We start from the raw sequence: 13,959 nt of genomic DNA, 5'->3' as shown, positions 1-13,959 counted from the left end.
GCGGGGCGGTGCGGCTCTGGCGCAACAACACCGGTGCCCTGGTCGACCAGCAGGGACGCTTCGTGCGCTTTGGGCTGTGCAAGGGCAGCAGCGACCTGATCGGCCTGCGCTCGCTGGAGATCACGCCTGAGCTGGTCGGCCTGCGGCTCGCCCAGTTCGTCGCTCTGGAGATCAAGACAGCCCAGGGCGTGCTCAGCCCTGAGCAGCGGGCGTTCCTGCGCCTCGTGCAGGAGCTCGGTGGCGTGGCAGCGGTCTGCCGCTCTGTGGAGGAAGCCGAGCAGCTGCTTGGCAGCCCGAGGCAAGTGCTGCTGGGACACTGATGGATCCGGCAGAACTGCAGCAGCGGCTGAGGCGTCTCGCCAAGGCCAACCCAGGCGAGCACCCCTACACCATTGCTCTGAGATTGCAGGCAGAGACAGGGAAGGTGATCACTGGGCAGCTTGCCAAGCAGATCCTGCAGAAGCTCGGACAGGATCAGACCTGATATGCCAGGAGGTGTCAGGAAGTGACTAGGAGTGCCAAGTTTGCCGTATGGTTCGGGAAATCCCATTCAGGATCCTGAACGTGGCCATCACCTACGCGGAGCTGCTTGAGCGCCAGGAGGAGAACCGCGCAGCGTTCGGTCGGATGCTGCTGAACTGGCGAAGAACCAACGGCTGGACCCAGTACACCGCCTGCAGCTGGGCGGAAGAGGCCGGCTTCGATGCGATCTCTTACGGCAACCTCTCGGTGATCGAGCAGGGCAAGGCCGGCGAGCTGCGCCAGAAGGCCTTCTGGCAGTTGGGCGAGCTGAACCGCCGCATCGCCGAGCAGGACTGGGGCCCGGTCAAGAGTCAGGCGATCAAGGACAAGCTCGAGAACGCCATCCCGCTGGGTGACGACGAGTGCCCGGCCTGGACGCCCCTGGAACTCTGGGCCTGCTACTGCGGCCTGCGTGACGTGCCGGAGGCCTTCCGCACGACGCCGGCACCGACCGTTGGCCAGCGCAAAGCGACGGAGCTCTCGGCCAAGTGGCGCAACCAGATGCGCCGGGTGGTCGATGAATGCGGCCTTGAGCCCAGCGACGCCCTGAATTCCCTGGCGGTCGAGGCCAGCGAAGAGCACCGCAAGCGCTTCTTTGCCGTGCTCACGGGCTTCGGCGACTACAAGCCGGAGGAGCTGGCCCCGCTGTGGATCGAGGGCGACCTCTACCTGCCCAAGCGCTGGCTGGACCAGTGGGAGGCCGCCAACAGAAAGGGCAGCAAGCCCAGCGGCCGCAAAGGAAAGAAGCCAGTCACGGCCTGATGGCTAGGAATTAACAGCCGCTGTGAGTGCGGCTTCCAGCAAAGAGCCCTAAGATCCGGACCAGCGGGCAACCGCCCGATTCGATCCGTCATGGCTCCACCCCTCAGGCCTCCAGAGGCCGACATTGAGGCGCCGCCGGCCGTCCCGGCCGACGCCACACCCGAGCAACAGCTCACCCATGCCCTGGCCAGCTTTCAGGCCGAGGTGTCCCCCATCACCGCTGCTGACCTGGCGGAGGTGGTTCACTCAGCCCGCCCCGCCTTCCGCCGCGGGATCGGCTGGTCCGCTCACCTGCGCGAGCAGCAAGGGCGCTCCCGGCTACAGGTCACGGTGATGCACGTCGCCGGGGCCGAGCTTTGCAGCGAGTCCTGGGCTGATGAGGCAAGCGATCTGGCCGAAACCACCGGCCTGATGTTGGCCATGCTGCTGGGCATTCCTGTGTCTGCCCAGGCTCGGGCTGTACAGCCCTATGCAGCCCCTGAAAAGCAGACAGCCGAAGAGCCTGAAGTAGATCCTAAGCAGCAGGCTTGCCTCGATCAACAAGCCGACGATCCTGCTGCTGAGGAGCCAGTCCCCTTGGCTCACACCAGCGATGACGGCACTTCTGCAGACGGTGATCCAGCACTGGCTCCCCTCACCCCTGAGGAGGTCAGCGAGGTCCGCCGCCGTGTGCTCGACCTGTCCCAGGCCGCCCGTCAGGAGCTGACCAAGGCCTTCCGCGAGCACTTCCAGGTGCCGCGCAATGCCCGCTCCATCGGTGATCGCATCACCCAGCGCCAGCACAGCGACTTCATCGCGCTCTTCCTCGAAGAAGCGCAGGGTCAGGTGCAGCCCGAGCCTGCTGCGGAGCCAAGCCCATGAGCGAGAGCCATCGCCCCCGGCCGCCACGCCGCTACGGCGAGCAGCCCCGTTCTCTGGCTGGTCGCCATTTCATCCAGACCCAGGTGCGCACCGACGTCTACCTGCGGGTGCGCGAGCTGATGGAGGCCCGCAACCTCTCGGCCAGCGGAGCGGTGCATCACCTGCTGCGCGAGCGATTTGGTCTGCCGCCCCTTCCCCCGTTCGATCAACAGCCCAGTTCCACCGTTCACCCCGATTCAGCCCATGGCTAAAGACATCTTCCGCACGCCCCTCGCCGAAGTGCGCTGGGCCCACCTGATCACCCCAAGGCACCAGCTCGACAAGAGCAAACCCAAGGCCTGGACTGCCGATCTGCTGCTGGCCAATAGCGACGAGAAGGCCCAGTCCTTCCTGTTGGCGATGGAGGACCAGTTCATCGCTCTGCACGGCAGCCGCAAGCGCCGTGCCGAGAAGGGCTTCCCCTGGAAGCCCGACAGGGAGAAGCCCAGCGAGATCACCGTGGTGCGCTTCAAGGTGCCGCAGTTCCAGCGGCGCGATGGCTCTCTTTCTGAGGGGCCCCGCATCGTCGATGCCAGGAAGCAGCCCTGGGACGGGGCCGCCATCGGCAACGGATCCAAGGTGGTTGTCGCCTTCGACATCTACGACTGGGACGGCGAAAACGGCTGCGGCATGACCTTTCAGCCGCGTGCCGTTCAAGTGGTCGACTTTGTGCCCTACGAGCAGGTCGACCCCACCGACGGCTTTGAAGAAGTCGAGGGCTACACCACCACCGGCGGTGGCGCCGGTGATTGGAGCACTGGCGCTGCCGACGACAGCGAGGAGTTGTTCTGATGCCGCTCGATCGTCAGGGCATCAACTCCGGGGCCTGGAGCGGCAGGCCCCCGCACCGGCCCGGTCCCCAGCTGCCTGCTTTCTGCCGCACCCGCCGGCCCACCACCGTCGCGGTCACGGCCTCCAGCCTGGCTTGCCTGCGCGGGCTGGTGCTGCTGGGGCTGGCATTTCAGCTCAGCACCCTGCTGCTCGTGCTCTCCGGGCCCGTGCCGCCGCGGCCGATGGCCAGCACCAACACCGTCTTCCGCCCCGATGCCGGCACGGATGCCGGTGAGGTTCACCCCGTCACACCGCGTTTAGACCGATGAACAACACGACTTCAAGCGCCCTGGTTCCATTCGACTTCGAAGGCAGCCAGATCCGCGTCTTCACCGATGAGCAGGGTGATCCCTGGTTTGTCGCCGCAGATGTCTGCTCAACCCTCGGCATCGGCAACGTCAGCCAGGCACTCAGCCGTCTGGACGGGGACGAGAAGACCCTCATTTCAAATGAGGGTGCCCCAGCAGGCGGGCCGCCGAGCCTGAACCTGATCAATGAACCTGGGCTCTACACCTTGGTCCTCGGCAGCCGCAAGCCAGAGGCCAAGCGCTTCAAGCGCTGGGTGACGCACGAGGTTCTGCCTGCGATCCGCCGGACTGGGCGCTACGCATTACCAGGGCTCGCGCCTGCGCCGGCATCCTTGCCCTCAGACAAGCAAGACAGCGTCGGCGCCCTGTTGCTGATTGGTCAGGCCGTCGCGCAGGTCCCCGGCGTGAAACCCGGCATCGCCATGGCCGCGACGCTCACCTGCATTCAGGAAAACACCGGCCTGGCGACCGAAACCCTGCGCCGAGCCCTGCCGGCTAAGGAGGACCCGATCTGCTCACTCAATGCCACGGGACTCGGGCAGCTGTTGGGGATGAAGGCCAAGGACACCAACCAACACCTCGCAGCCTGCGGGCTGCAGATCCGCAATCAGCGGGGGGAATGGGAGCTCACCAATGCCGGCCTGCATTGGGCAGAAGCCCTGCCCTATTGCCGCGGCGGCCACAGCGGGTACCAGATCCTCTGGAATCCCGCCGTGGTCAGCGTGCTCCGGGAGCTGGCCTGATGGAGAACCAGACGACCCCACCCCCATCCGGACGTCACCGCGTCTGGGTCACAACGGCAGAAGCCTGTGCAGCACTTGGGATGAGCCGCGAAACCCTCCGCCAGCTGCGGCTGCGGGGGGTGCTATCCCCAGGCAAGCACTACCGCCGCTGGGGCTGCACCCAGGGCCGGGGCCCCCTGCAGTGGCACCTGGAAAACGTGGAGGCCACCATCACGGGGTGGAGTCGGCGGCACCTGCAGCACTGAAAGCCACAACTCGGACGTAGAGTCATGTCTCTACGGGTGGCCGTGAACGGTCGAAGGCGTTCCTTGACACAGTCCAGGCCTCAAGATCGTTCGGCTGACGCCAGCCAGCACTTCCCGCAGGCGATCCGCCGCTGGGGGAACAGCCTGGCGGTCAGACTCCCGGCCGATTGCCTGCGTCAGGCCGGACTGCAGGAAGGCGATCAGATCGACATCGTCGTTGGTCCTGATGGCCGCCTGAGCCTGGAGCCTCTGCGCAAGCTGGATCGCTCTGCCCTGGCCGCTGATCTGCGTCAGCTTCAGGCCACCATGCCTCTCACCCCTTCGGTGATCGAGGACTGCCGCGGCGGTGAACGCTGGTGACGCACACCCATCGATGATCTACCTCGACACCAGCGTGGTGGTGGCTCTGCTGACCCCGGAAGAGCGCAGTGCCCAAGCGCTCGACTGGTTTGGGCAATCTCGGGACCCCCTGATCAGCAGCGACTGGCTGATCACCGAAACCCACAGCGCCCTGGGAATCAAGCAGCGCCACCACGGCCTCAGTTCTGAGGCGCGCCAGGCGGCTGGGGAGCAGTTCGAGCGCCTGCTGCAGGGCGGAGTGGAACTGCGCTCGCTCGATCGCGACCGCTTTCGCCAGGCAGCCGAGCTGCTCCATGATCCAGCACTCGGTCTACGGGCCGGTGACGCCTTGCATCTGGCCGTAGCGCTGCACAGCCGCTGCACCCGGCTGGCCAGCTTCGATGTGCGAATGCAGCAAGCCGCAAAGGTCCTGGGCCTGACGCCGGCGCTGAACTGAGACGCGTCTCTACAGCTGGCGTGAGCAACCATCACCGCGACCCACTGAGCTCACAAGCCAGCCACCTCTGCATGGCGATGGAGTAGCGCCCGGGCCAGCCTCAGAAACCCAACCAAGACAGTCGATGAATATCTGGCAACGCTTGAGCAGGTTCTCGCAGGCCCTGCGGCATTACGCCGCTGAGCTCTGAGCTCGGTGGCCATGGGCCAGCCGTTGCTCCGCCTTGGCGAAGGCGTCATCCACAACGTCATCCCCGCACCAGCGACTGTAGGCAGCCAGGTGGGTTTCTACTGAGTGACCCATGGCTGCAGCAACCACCTTGGGCGGAAGCTCGCAAGTGACATGAGCGCGGTGGGCATAACCATGGCGGCAGGAATAGAGGACCAGCTTTTCGCCCTTCTCTTCGTACTCCCGCCGTAGCTGTTGCCAGAGCGGTCGACGCCGCATGTAAGTCCCAAGGTCCTCAGCCCCATGACCTGGTCGCATCGGCGGCATACGGTCAGGTCGAAATGCTTTCTCGAGCTGCCATTCCTGTGCCCAGTTGTCGCAAGGCAACAGTCGCAGGACTCTTGAGCGGGTGCGCCCCCGACTGGAAACTTTCTGATAGGTCGTCCAGAGCTGCCCTTTTTGAATCTCCAGGTGTTGCAGTTCTTCTGGACGGAGGCCGTAGGCAGCCATCAGCTGAAAGGCCAATCGCCAGCGCGGATCGGATATTGCCTCTACCAGGTCGAGCACGTGGCTGACATCAATCGGAGTTGTGACCCCTCGTTCATCACGCTTTCGACCAACGTAGATCGAGAGATCAAGTGGGGGTGCCCAGGATGACGGCAGCCGCTCCGAATCGACGCCCCAACGCAAAAGCGCTGCTGTGAATTGAACCTGCAGCTGACGGCCACGAGATCCTGGTCTGTCCTTCCATGACTCGATCACGGCCTCCAGAAGTTGCTTGGATGAGGTCGGTCGCCGCTTGCCACCAATGGCATCTAGAATCACAGACATTCGCCGCCAATACATATCATCCCAGGTGCTCTGCTTGATGGCTCCACTACTCAGCTTGTGATCCTTGAAGCCCTGAATCAGCTGTGACCAATTGATTGCCTCACTAACGGTGACTCCATTGGAGCTTGATTCCGTTGAAGGAACTCGCGCATGAGTTTCGATAGCGAGGTCAAGGGGGACACCATCATTGAAATCAGCATGGATAGCAAGCACTGCGGTATGAATCGCCTGCCTATCGGATGCGGACCAATCGAAGGGGAGCACCCGCTGCTGACGGGCACCCCCCGCGGCTGAAGCGGAGACATTGAGGAGAACACGTCCGCGCATTTCTGACACAGTCCAGCCACTACGAGGCCCGAGGTCTGATGTCAACGAAAGCCGCAGAGCTGCTACCCAGCCACGGTCTTTCGCTGCTCGTGCTTGTCGGGGGGCGGGGGTGGTCTTCGGCACGGCACCAGGGAATCAGGCACACACGACACCCCTTGCAAGAGAATCTGCAAGAGAATCGCCCCTTCAGCTTGGCACGCCCGGCCAGAGACGGCCACAGCCTGCAAGCCTAAAAGCCAGTAACAGCACGGGGCTCAGGGGCAGAATCCAGCTGCGGCAGTCGATCTGACAGACTCTATTTCAAGGGCTTTGGGAGCACTAGGTCGCAGGTTCGAATCCTGTCGCCCCGATTGACTTTTCAGGGATTGGCCAGGGGAGATGGGAGAGATTTGGGGAGAGATTCCCTCTCCCGTCCTCGCCCGGTGGTCTCTCCCGCCCGAAGTGGGAGAGGGTCTCTCCCCTTCACCCTCAGGATGGAGTCCTCAACACCGCTCCAACGACTGACGGACTCCAGGATGGAGGTGCTGATCCTCCAAGGGCTCTGAGGCCGTGTCCAGCCGTCTGATCGTCTCCGAAAACCGTGACGACCCGGGCAACCCGCTGGTGCTCGGCGGTGAGGCCATCGATGCCGCAGCGCAGGACCCAGTCGCCATCGGCAAGCTGATGGTCGACCAGGCCTGGGCGGAGGGAGGCGATCCCACCGGTGGAGGCCTGTACTACGAGCGGAACAGCAACCAGCAACGACGGCTGCAGGCCTTTGAGACGGGCAGCGAGGACTTCATGACCGGTGGCTGGGTGCGGGTGCTCGCCAGCGCCGAGCAGGTGCGCAAGGAGCGGGCCGGCATGGAGCAGGCCGCCAAGGCAGGCCTGGTGAAGATCCACGGCACCCACCGGGGCGTTCTGCTGGTGGAGTTCCTCGACGTTCACTGGGGCTGAGCAACCGCCGCAGGGCTCCGGTCGGCGACGGCCGTCCTGAGCGTGCCACGGCTGTGCCGTGGCGTGCATCGGCCAGCCGCCGCCGCCCTCCGCTCCGGGGCCGGTGTTGGGGTTGCTGGCAGGGCCGCTCTCCCGCGGCTGCGGTGGCCGGGCGGCTGCCAGCCGGCGGGGTGTTGGGGTGAGGCCCCGGATTTCCTCGCGCGGCTGCGCGGGCGGTGGCTTTTTTGTGCTGAATTTGGCTGCATTGGTTATCAAGCTGCCTAGCTCATCGTGGGTGGGTGCGTTTCGGGCAGATCGCTTGCCCCGCGGCCGCCCTGCTCGCTCATTAGTGTGTTTGTACTGCTAGAATAAGAGTCGCGCCAAAGGCCACGAGCCCATCGCCTGCGGCAATGAAATTCTCGGACAACTTGCCCCGTTCGTTTGCTCTGTAGCCCATGAGTCTGTCCTCTGCTGCAGTGGCCCAGGCCGCTGCATTGCCTCTTCCTGGTCTCCTGCCGCCGCCGGTTGGAGTTCATCGCTCGGTCGTCATCGTCGCTGCCGGTGGCCGTGATCTCGTCTGGCCCCAAGAGCGCATCGCCTCCGCCCTCCTGCAGCGCAGTTGCGGTCGTCCGGTCCATCTGCTGCTTCACGGCGGTGCCCGTGGCGCTGATCAGGCCATCGGCCGTGCTGCCCATCAGCTGGGTTGGAGGGTCCAGTCCCTTACCGCCGAGTGGGGTCGCTATGGCCGCAGCGCCGGGCCGATCCGCAATCGCCGCCTCCTCGAGCAGGCCCTGGTGGAAGCCCAGGCCCATACCTCCCCGGCCTTCTCCGCCTCGGTGCTGGTGATCGCCTTTCCCGGTGGCCCCGGCACGGCCTCGCTGGTGCAGCAGGCCCGCCGCTGCTCCGCCCGTTCGCCGGTGCCGGTGGTGGTGATGGAAGTGCCGCCGCCGTTCTCACCGGAGCCCCTCGCCGCCTGAGCGGCAATCGCCGTCCCGTTCTTCTCGTTCCCCTCCGCTCCACGTCCCCATGTCTGTTCTCACCGCCCTCGCCGCTCCTCTCTCCGCGGTTCTCCCACAAGTCGCCGGGCCGGCCTGCTCCCTGCAGCGCACCGGCTCCCTCTGGCAGCTGGGCATCGAGGCCCAGGAGCTCACCACCGCCATCGCTCAGCTGGCTGAGCAGCTGGAGGCCGACGACGACACCCGCGCCCAGGCCCTCGCCGAGCTCGAGGCTGCCCTGCTGGCCGAGGAGGGCAACAAGCAGGCCCTTGCCGCCAAGGCCGATGCCACCTGTTGGGTGATCGAGCACCTCCGCGGCCAGGCGGCCTACCGCCAGCAGCAGGCCAAGCGCCTCACCGAGCTGTCGCGCTCCGATGCCTCCCGGGCCGATGCCCTGGAGGACTCCCTGGTCCTGGTCCTCACCCGCCTGCAGCCCACCGCCACCCGCTTCTCCTTCCCGAATCACGAACTCACCTCCCGTAAGTCCCAGGCCGTCGAAATCGACGACGAGGACGCCCTCGATCCCCAGTGGCTGAGCTTCACCACCACCAGCAAGCCGGACAAGGCCGCCATCAAGGAAGCCCTCAAAGCAGGCAGAGAGATCACCGGCGTCCAGCTGATCTCCCGCCGCTCCTGGCGCATCCACTAGGGGCCAGAGGCCCCTCACAAATGGGGTTTCGGTGGTGTAGCCGGGGCCCCCTCCTTGACCCAATCCCTTCCGCAGCTCACCTCGCTCCATCGCTTCCCATCGCCATGACCGTCGCCGCTCCTTCCTCCAACGGGGCCAGCACCATCAGCCGCGCCGCAGCTCCTCGATCCAGCCAAAGGCCGCCATCGGCCCTGGAGTTGATCCGCACCGCTGATCGAGTGGAGGGCCCTCCAGCAGCAGCCATCGAATCCGTCACGACAGTGCAGGCCAACCAGGCCCAGCCCAGCGGCTTCTCCCCCGAGCAGCTCGCTGCCCTCGCCGCCCCCCTCAATCGGGCCAACGTCCGCCAGCGCGAGCAGGGCCGCGGGAAGGTGGCCTACCTCGAAGGCTGGCAAGTCATCGCGGAGGCCAACCGCATCTTTGGCTTTGACGGCTGGCAGCGGCAGACCATCGCCATGCGCTGCGTCGCCCAGGCCGAACGACCCATCGGCAGGGAGCAGAAGTCCGGCTGGGGCGTCACCTACACCGCCCGGGTGCGCGTCACCGTTACCGCCGGAAGCCTGATTCCCCTGGTCCGGGAGGGCAGCGGCGCTGGCCATGGCATCGATGTGGACCTCGGCCAGGCCCACGAGTCCGCTCTCAAGGAAGCCGAGACCGACGCCATGAAGCGGGCCTTGATGACCTTTGGCAATCCCTTCGGCCTCGCGTTGTACGACAAGCGCCAGCGGGAGGTAACCAGCTCAGCGGCACCAGAACGTCCAACGGCCCACCCCCGTCAGGCAGAGCCAGCGCCGCAGCACCAGGAAAGGTCAGCGACAGCAGCAGAGCACCCGGCTCAGGATGCAGCCCCTGCATCCCAGCAGGATCCGGGGCTGCTTCCCCTTGATACGGACACGATCCGCCAGCTGCACGGCGCCATCCGCCAGCTGCCTCGCCCACTGCTGGAGGCCCTCACCCAGGGCTTCCGCAAGCGCTTCTCCATCCCGGAAGGGGCCGCAACGATCGCCGATCGAATCGTGCAGAAGCGTCACCACGATTGGATCGAGGCGTTTCTGGTGCAGCACTCAGGCTTGACGAGCTGACAGCAGGCCTGCCGATTCAGCTTCGCTGCTGGATGCCTGCCTGCGGGGCTGGGCGCCTGGGAGCCGGGCCCGGCAGATCCGGGCGCAGTCGCTGGCGCAGTTCCTGCGGCATTGCGTGGAGCGCGAAAAATTCCCCGATAGCTGGCGGCCACCGCTCGATCTGCGACCGCACATCGGTGTCCCGGCCGCTGAGACGGCTGCCGGCCACCGCAAGGGTGATCCCTTCACCGATCTGCAGGTGCTGCAGCTGCTCGATTCCCTGCCCACCGATCAACCTGGCCGCCGCTGGGCTGATGCGCTGCGGCTGCTGGCGGAGCTGGGCCTGCGGCCGATCGAATTGCAGCACCTGGGGGTGCGCAACGATCCGGGCAGCGGCCAACCGCTGTGGTGGTGCACCTACCGCAAGCGCAGCGGCGGCGGCATGACCGCGCCGCGCTGGGTGCATCCGCTGCCGCTGACGGATTGGGACGGCCGCCGGCAGGACTGGCAATTGCTGGAGCGCTGGCGCTCGGGTGCCATTCAGCTTCCGCCCCTGGGCGGCGGGCCGGGAGCGGCCGATGCGATCGGCACCTATCTCAAGCGCCAGCGGTGCTGGATGGAATTGCGTGAACGAATGGCAGCACGAGGAGAGCGCGCCGTGCCGTACTCGTTCCGGCATGGCTACAGCCTCCGAGGCCATCAGCTGGGGATCGACCCTGGGAGCATGGCCCTGAGCATGGGGCACTCGCTGGAGGTGCACCTGCGCAGCTATCCATGGGCCTCGGGCCAGGGCGCGGCCGCAGCGTTTGCGCGGGCGTTGGAGGGATGAGGTACGACAGGAAATGGCGATGAGGAGTTGTAGGCATGCCCGACGAGCTTTGCTCACTGGGCCGGGGCGGGACACCCCTGAGCGGTGCTGCGCTGAGCCGCGTTCGCCCGCGGCTGCAGGTGATCAGGGTCGGTGGTGATCACGCCGTGCAGGGTGCCGGGCTGTCCGTGCCTGCTGAAGCAACAGCCCGGCCAGGAGCAGGCCCCAGGAGAACGGTCCCGTGGGCCCTCAGCGGATCAAGAGTGAGCTTTCGCCCCCGAAAAACCGCTGCAACTGCTGCCAGCGCAGCTCGGAAACCTGGTCGGTTTCATTCGTCAGGGCAGGCCGCCTTGGTGGACGGGTCCGGCCGAGCGGACTGGCTAGCTGCCAGTTGGGGGTCCTGCGGCAAGAGGAACGCCAAGACACAGGACCAACGAGGCGGAAGCCCAACCCAATCAGGTAGCAAGGTTCGGTGGCAACTCGTGGAGCGCTTGCACGACTTCAGGTTGCAGCATGACCATGATCGTGCCCTCTGGATTGTTGGTCGGCACCTCCAGCTGCAGCGGCAGCACTTCGCTGGGCCTGGGGTCCAGGGCGTTGGCGTCGAACTGGGCCGATGACTCGGGGACCACCTCCTCCCCTTGTCGCACCAGTTCCTCACTGCGGTTCGGCAGCTCCCAGGCGCCGCCGAGGCCATCGCTCAAGAGCAGTGGGCTTTGGTGATCGACTATCTGCCCGGGTGAGCGGGCAGTCAGGCGCACTCGCCAGCCGTCTGGGTAGGCGGGATCAGGTTGCTCGAACAGGGTCAGGCCCCAGGAACGACCTGAGGAATCCGTGAGGGTCCAGCGTTGTGGATCGGCTGCTGCCTGGGCCTGGAGCGGTAGAAGCATCAGGGTCAGGGCAAGCAGAACAGCGGCGAAGACGGGCCGCCAGTTGGGTCGATGCAGCCGGTGCGCAGCTGGGCGGAAACCCGCACCAGCCCCTTGAGAAAGAATGCTCATAACGTCTCTCGCGTCATAGAAGGCTTCAACGCTACTGTTTTATTGGGAAGAGCGGGTGCTCGGCTGTCCATCCACCACGATGGGCCGCCCTCGCCTTCGCAGCTCTCCCCAGTCCCGTCTTCATTCCTCGCCATGACGACAACCATCCTCAAGCGTTCCTGGGGCAACCCATGGAACAGCTTCAAGGACTGGGTGACCAGCACCGACAACCGCCTCTACGTGGGCTGGTTCGGCGTGCTGATGATCCCCACCCTGCTGGTGGCCACCTGCTGTTTCGTGATCGCCTTCATTGGCGCCCCGCCCGTCGACATCGACGGCATCCGCGAACCCGTCTCCGGCGGCCTCCTCTACGGCAACAACATCATCACCGCCGCGGTGGTGCCCAGCTCCAACGCCATCGGCCTGCACTTCTACCCGATCTGGGCCGCCTCCAGCCTCGATGAATGGCTCTACAACGGCGGCCCCTACCAGCTGATCATCTTCCACTTCCTCATCGGCATCTTCTGCTGGATGGGCCGTGAATGGGAACTCAGCTACCGGCTAGGGATGCGTCCCTGGATCGCCGTGGCCTATTCCGCTCCGGTGGCTGCCGCCACCGCCGTGCTGCTGGTGTACGCCATCGGCCAGGGTTCCTTCTCCGACCCCATGCCCCTGGGCATCTCCGGCACCTTCAACTTCATGCTGGTGCTCCAGGCCGAGCACAACGTGCTCATGCATCCCTTCCACATGCTCGGCGTGGCCGGGGTGTTCGGCGGCGCCCTGTTCTCCGCCATGCACGGTTCGCTCGTCACCAGCTCCCTGGTGCGGGAGACCACCGAAACCGAGTCCCAGAACAGGGGCTACAAGTTCGGCCAGGAGGAGGAGACCTACAACATCGTGGCCGCCCACGGCTACTTCGGCCGGCTGATCTTCCAGTACGCCTCCTTCAACAACAGCCGCAGCCTCCACTTCTTCCTGGCCGCCTGGCCGGTGATCGGCATCTGGTTCGCCACCCTGGCCGTGATCAGCTTCTCCTTCAACGTGAACGGCTTGAACTTCAACCACTCCGTGCTCGATCACCGGGGCCGGGTGATCAACACCTGGGCTGATGTGCTCAACCGCGGCGGCCTGGGCATCGAAGCCATCCACGAGCGCAACACCCACAACTTCCCCCTCGATCTGGCGGCCACCGCCAGCACCCCCGTGGCCCTCACGGCGCCTGCAATCGGTTAGTGGGACTTTGAATCCCGCCCAGTCGATCCTGCTTCGCTCCATGGACTGAGCAGCCACCCTGGGGCCTGGAGTGATCCGGGCCCTTTTCAATCTCCTGATTCCCTCCCCCTTCACCGATGGGCAACCTGGCAAGGCTTGAAATGATGCCGCCTTCGCGGATCCCTTTCGTTCCCGAGGCCCCATGCCCTTCGCCCTGAACTTCGTCCACCCGGTGCTGATGTGGGTGCTGCTGGGCCTGATGCTCTACTCGGGCTACCTCGGCTACAAGGCCAGCTTGATCCGCAAGGTGAGCGCCGAGGAACGCAAGGCGCTGGTTCCCCTGCACTACGGCCAGCGTCATGCCCAACTCGGTGCGGTGATCCTGGGCCTCACCCTGCTGGGCGCCGCCGGTGGGATGGCTGCCACCTTCCTCAAGAACGGCAAGCTGATCATCGGCCCCCACCTGTTTGTCGGTCTGGCCGTTGCCGTGCTGGTGATCGCCACGGCCTCCCTGGGCCCTTCCCTCCAGAAGGGCAAGGACTGGGCCCGGGGCCTGCACGTGGCCATCAACGGGGGAGTGCTGCTGCTGTTCGGCTGGCAGGCCACCACTGGCATCGCCATCGTCCAGAAGCTGCTGAGTTCAGCGGCATCACCAACCTCTCTTGGCACCTGATCCGATGACGTTCACCACTCCTCTCCAGCGGCTGACACGGCTGGCCCTCTCCACCCTGCTCCTGATGCTGGTCGGCGTTGGGATGTTGACGGCCCGGCCGGGTACCGCCCTGGCAGCAGAGGCCTCGCCGCCGGTCGATTCGGCAGCACTCTCCAAGGCCGTTGTGGCAATGGAGCAGCTCGATCAGATGCGCATCTCCCTGGCCTCCACCCTCGAGGGCCGCACCGAGGAGC

General features: G+C 65.6%; 19 protein-coding genes, 1 tRNA gene and 1 pseudogene. 19 read left to right on the top strand and 2 right to left on the bottom strand.

What is annotated here, in order from left to right; genetic code table 11:
• From KBZ33_RS19360 to KBZ33_RS19315, 10 genes are all read left to right on the top strand, one after another.
• On the top strand, positions 1-320 hold a 320-nt coding region (locus tag KBZ33_RS19360), incomplete at its 5' end, for a VRR-NUC domain-containing protein (RefSeq protein ID WP_254955082.1).
• Positions 321-564: 244 nt separating this feature from the next.
• Positions 565-1,284 (top strand): XRE family transcriptional regulator, encoded by a 720-nt coding sequence (locus tag KBZ33_RS19355; protein WP_254955083.1) that lies wholly within the window; start codon positions 565-567, stop codon positions 1,282-1,284.
• 90 nt (positions 1,285-1,374) lie between these two features.
• Positions 1,375-2,145 (top strand): hypothetical protein, encoded by a 771-nt coding sequence (locus tag KBZ33_RS19350; protein WP_254955084.1) that lies wholly within the window; start codon positions 1,375-1,377, stop codon positions 2,143-2,145.
• Positions 2,142-2,396, top strand: a complete 255-nt coding sequence (locus tag KBZ33_RS19345) for a hypothetical protein (protein ID WP_254955085.1) — start codon at positions 2,142-2,144, stop codon at positions 2,394-2,396. The genes KBZ33_RS19350 and KBZ33_RS19345 overlap by 4 nt, the downstream gene beginning before the upstream one ends.
• A complete protein-coding gene (locus KBZ33_RS19340; RefSeq protein ID WP_254955086.1) occupies positions 2,389-2,976 on the top strand; it encodes a hypothetical protein in 588 nt (195 codons plus the stop codon). The genes KBZ33_RS19345 and KBZ33_RS19340 overlap by 8 nt, the downstream gene beginning before the upstream one ends.
• Positions 2,976-3,284: a hypothetical protein gene (locus KBZ33_RS19335; protein WP_254955087.1), complete on the top strand. Its 309-nt coding sequence runs from the start codon at positions 2,976-2,978 to the stop codon at positions 3,282-3,284. Before KBZ33_RS19340 ends, KBZ33_RS19335 begins: the two co-directional genes overlap by 1 nt.
• On the top strand, positions 3,281-4,066 hold the full coding sequence (locus tag KBZ33_RS19330) for a BRO family protein (protein ID WP_254955090.1): 786 nt from the start codon (positions 3,281-3,283) through the stop codon (positions 4,064-4,066). The genes KBZ33_RS19335 and KBZ33_RS19330 overlap by 4 nt, the downstream gene beginning before the upstream one ends.
• A complete protein-coding gene (locus KBZ33_RS19325; protein ID WP_315859240.1) occupies positions 4,066-4,311 on the top strand; it encodes a helix-turn-helix domain-containing protein in 246 nt (81 codons plus the stop codon). Before KBZ33_RS19330 ends, KBZ33_RS19325 begins: the two co-directional genes overlap by 1 nt.
• Before the next feature lie 63 nt (positions 4,312-4,374).
• Positions 4,375-4,671, top strand: coding sequence for an AbrB/MazE/SpoVT family DNA-binding domain-containing protein (locus KBZ33_RS19320; protein WP_254955092.1), 297 nt, complete (start codon positions 4,375-4,377; stop codon positions 4,669-4,671).
• A gap of 13 nt (positions 4,672-4,684) precedes the next feature.
• Positions 4,685-5,107 (top strand): type II toxin-antitoxin system VapC family toxin, encoded by a 423-nt coding sequence (locus tag KBZ33_RS19315; protein WP_254955093.1) that lies wholly within the window; start codon positions 4,685-4,687, stop codon positions 5,105-5,107.
• Positions 5,108-5,278: 171 nt separating this feature from the next.
• On the opposite strand, the gene KBZ33_RS19310 is transcribed toward KBZ33_RS19315, so the two are convergent.
• Positions 5,279-6,370: a hypothetical protein gene (locus KBZ33_RS19310; protein ID WP_254955094.1), complete on the bottom strand. Its 1,092-nt coding sequence runs from the start codon at positions 6,368-6,370 to the stop codon at positions 5,279-5,281.
• A gap of 320 nt (positions 6,371-6,690) precedes the next feature.
• Between KBZ33_RS19310 and KBZ33_RS19305 the strand changes: the two genes are divergently transcribed.
• The 6 genes from KBZ33_RS19305 to KBZ33_RS19280 all read left to right on the top strand — a co-directional run bounded on the left by KBZ33_RS19305 (position 6,691) and on the right by KBZ33_RS19280 (position 10,882).
• Positions 6,691-6,782 (top strand) — tRNA-Pro (locus tag KBZ33_RS19305).
• Between the two features lie 200 nt (positions 6,783-6,982).
• Positions 6,983-7,369 (top strand): hypothetical protein, encoded by a 387-nt coding sequence (locus KBZ33_RS19300; protein ID WP_254955095.1) that lies wholly within the window; start codon positions 6,983-6,985, stop codon positions 7,367-7,369.
• A gap of 434 nt (positions 7,370-7,803) precedes the next feature.
• Positions 7,804-8,325: a hypothetical protein gene (locus tag KBZ33_RS19295; protein ID WP_254955096.1), complete on the top strand. Its 522-nt coding sequence runs from the start codon at positions 7,804-7,806 to the stop codon at positions 8,323-8,325.
• A gap of 49 nt (positions 8,326-8,374) precedes the next feature.
• Positions 8,375-8,992 (top strand): siphovirus Gp157 family protein, encoded by a 618-nt coding sequence (locus KBZ33_RS19290; RefSeq protein ID WP_254955097.1) that lies wholly within the window; start codon positions 8,375-8,377, stop codon positions 8,990-8,992.
• Between the two features lie 104 nt (positions 8,993-9,096).
• Complete coding sequence (locus KBZ33_RS19285) at positions 9,097-10,074, top strand: RAD52 family DNA repair protein (protein WP_254955098.1); 978 nt, start codon at positions 9,097-9,099, stop codon at positions 10,072-10,074.
• A gap of 115 nt (positions 10,075-10,189) precedes the next feature.
• Positions 10,190-10,882 carry a hypothetical protein gene (locus KBZ33_RS19280; RefSeq protein ID WP_254955099.1) on the top strand — a complete coding sequence of 231 codons (693 nt, stop codon included), beginning with the start codon at positions 10,190-10,192 and terminating at the stop codon, positions 10,880-10,882.
• Between the two features lie 434 nt (positions 10,883-11,316).
• Here the strand turns inward: KBZ33_RS19280 and KBZ33_RS19275 are convergent, their stop codons facing one another.
• Positions 11,317-11,751 (bottom strand): DUF3122 domain-containing protein, encoded by a 435-nt coding sequence (locus tag KBZ33_RS19275; RefSeq protein WP_255011914.1) that lies wholly within the window; start codon positions 11,749-11,751, stop codon positions 11,317-11,319.
• A 243-nt stretch (positions 11,752-11,994) separates the two neighbouring features.
• On the opposite strand from KBZ33_RS19275, the gene psbA reads away from it, so the two are divergent.
• From psbA to KBZ33_RS19260, 3 genes and pseudogenes are all read left to right on the top strand, one after another.
• Positions 11,995-13,074 carry a photosystem II q(b) protein gene (psbA, locus tag KBZ33_RS19270; RefSeq protein ID WP_254955101.1) on the top strand — a complete coding sequence of 360 codons (1,080 nt, stop codon included), beginning with the start codon at positions 11,995-11,997 and terminating at the stop codon, positions 13,072-13,074.
• A 181-nt stretch (positions 13,075-13,255) separates the two neighbouring features.
• The gene (locus KBZ33_RS19265; RefSeq protein WP_255011912.1) at positions 13,256-13,726 is read left to right on the top strand and encodes a DUF4079 domain-containing protein; all 471 of its coding nucleotides are present in this window, start codon (positions 13,256-13,258) and stop codon (positions 13,724-13,726) included.
• Between the two features lie 4 nt (positions 13,727-13,730).
• Positions 13,731-13,959 (top strand): annotated as a pseudogene (locus KBZ33_RS19260) (hypothetical protein); the annotation flags it as partial.

Source organism: Cyanobium sp. Cruz-8D1 (assembly GCF_024345975.1).
In the GTDB taxonomy this organism is placed as follows: domain Bacteria; phylum Cyanobacteriota; class Cyanobacteriia; order PCC-6307; family Cyanobiaceae; genus Cyanobium.
Note: the sequence above shows the minus strand (reverse complement) of the source record. Positions and strands in the feature narration are given on the sequence as shown.

What these genes read in the sequence shown, in the direction of transcription:
- KBZ33_RS19350 (WP_254955084.1), top strand. Translation starts at nt 1,375, where the DNA reads ATGGCTCCACCCCTCAGGCCTCCAGAGGCCGACATTGAGGCGCCGCCG.
- KBZ33_RS19345 (WP_254955085.1), top strand. Translation starts at nt 2,142, where the DNA reads ATGAGCGAGAGCCATCGCCCCCGGCCGCCACGCCGCTACGGCGAGCAG.
- KBZ33_RS19340 (WP_254955086.1), top strand. Translation starts at nt 2,389, where the DNA reads ATGGCTAAAGACATCTTCCGCACGCCCCTCGCCGAAGTGCGCTGGGCC.
- KBZ33_RS19335 (WP_254955087.1), top strand. Translation starts at nt 2,976, where the DNA reads ATGCCGCTCGATCGTCAGGGCATCAACTCCGGGGCCTGGAGCGGCAGG.
- KBZ33_RS19330 (WP_254955090.1), top strand. Translation starts at nt 3,281, where the DNA reads ATGAACAACACGACTTCAAGCGCCCTGGTTCCATTCGACTTCGAAGGC.
- KBZ33_RS19325 (WP_315859240.1), top strand. Translation starts at nt 4,066, where the DNA reads ATGGAGAACCAGACGACCCCACCCCCATCCGGACGTCACCGCGTCTGG.
- KBZ33_RS19315 (WP_254955093.1), top strand. Translation starts at nt 4,685, where the DNA reads ATGATCTACCTCGACACCAGCGTGGTGGTGGCTCTGCTGACCCCGGAA.
- KBZ33_RS19295 (WP_254955096.1), top strand. Translation starts at nt 7,804, where the DNA reads ATGAGTCTGTCCTCTGCTGCAGTGGCCCAGGCCGCTGCATTGCCTCTT.
- KBZ33_RS19290 (WP_254955097.1), top strand. Translation starts at nt 8,375, where the DNA reads ATGTCTGTTCTCACCGCCCTCGCCGCTCCTCTCTCCGCGGTTCTCCCA.
- KBZ33_RS19285 (WP_254955098.1), top strand. Translation starts at nt 9,097, where the DNA reads ATGACCGTCGCCGCTCCTTCCTCCAACGGGGCCAGCACCATCAGCCGC.
- KBZ33_RS19275 (WP_255011914.1), bottom strand. Translation starts at nt 11,751, where the DNA reads ATGCTTCTACCGCTCCAGGCCCAGGCAGCAGCCGATCCACAACGCTGG.
- psbA (WP_254955101.1), top strand. Translation starts at nt 11,995, where the DNA reads ATGACGACAACCATCCTCAAGCGTTCCTGGGGCAACCCATGGAACAGC.
- KBZ33_RS19265 (WP_255011912.1), top strand. Translation starts at nt 13,256, where the DNA reads ATGCCCTTCGCCCTGAACTTCGTCCACCCGGTGCTGATGTGGGTGCTG.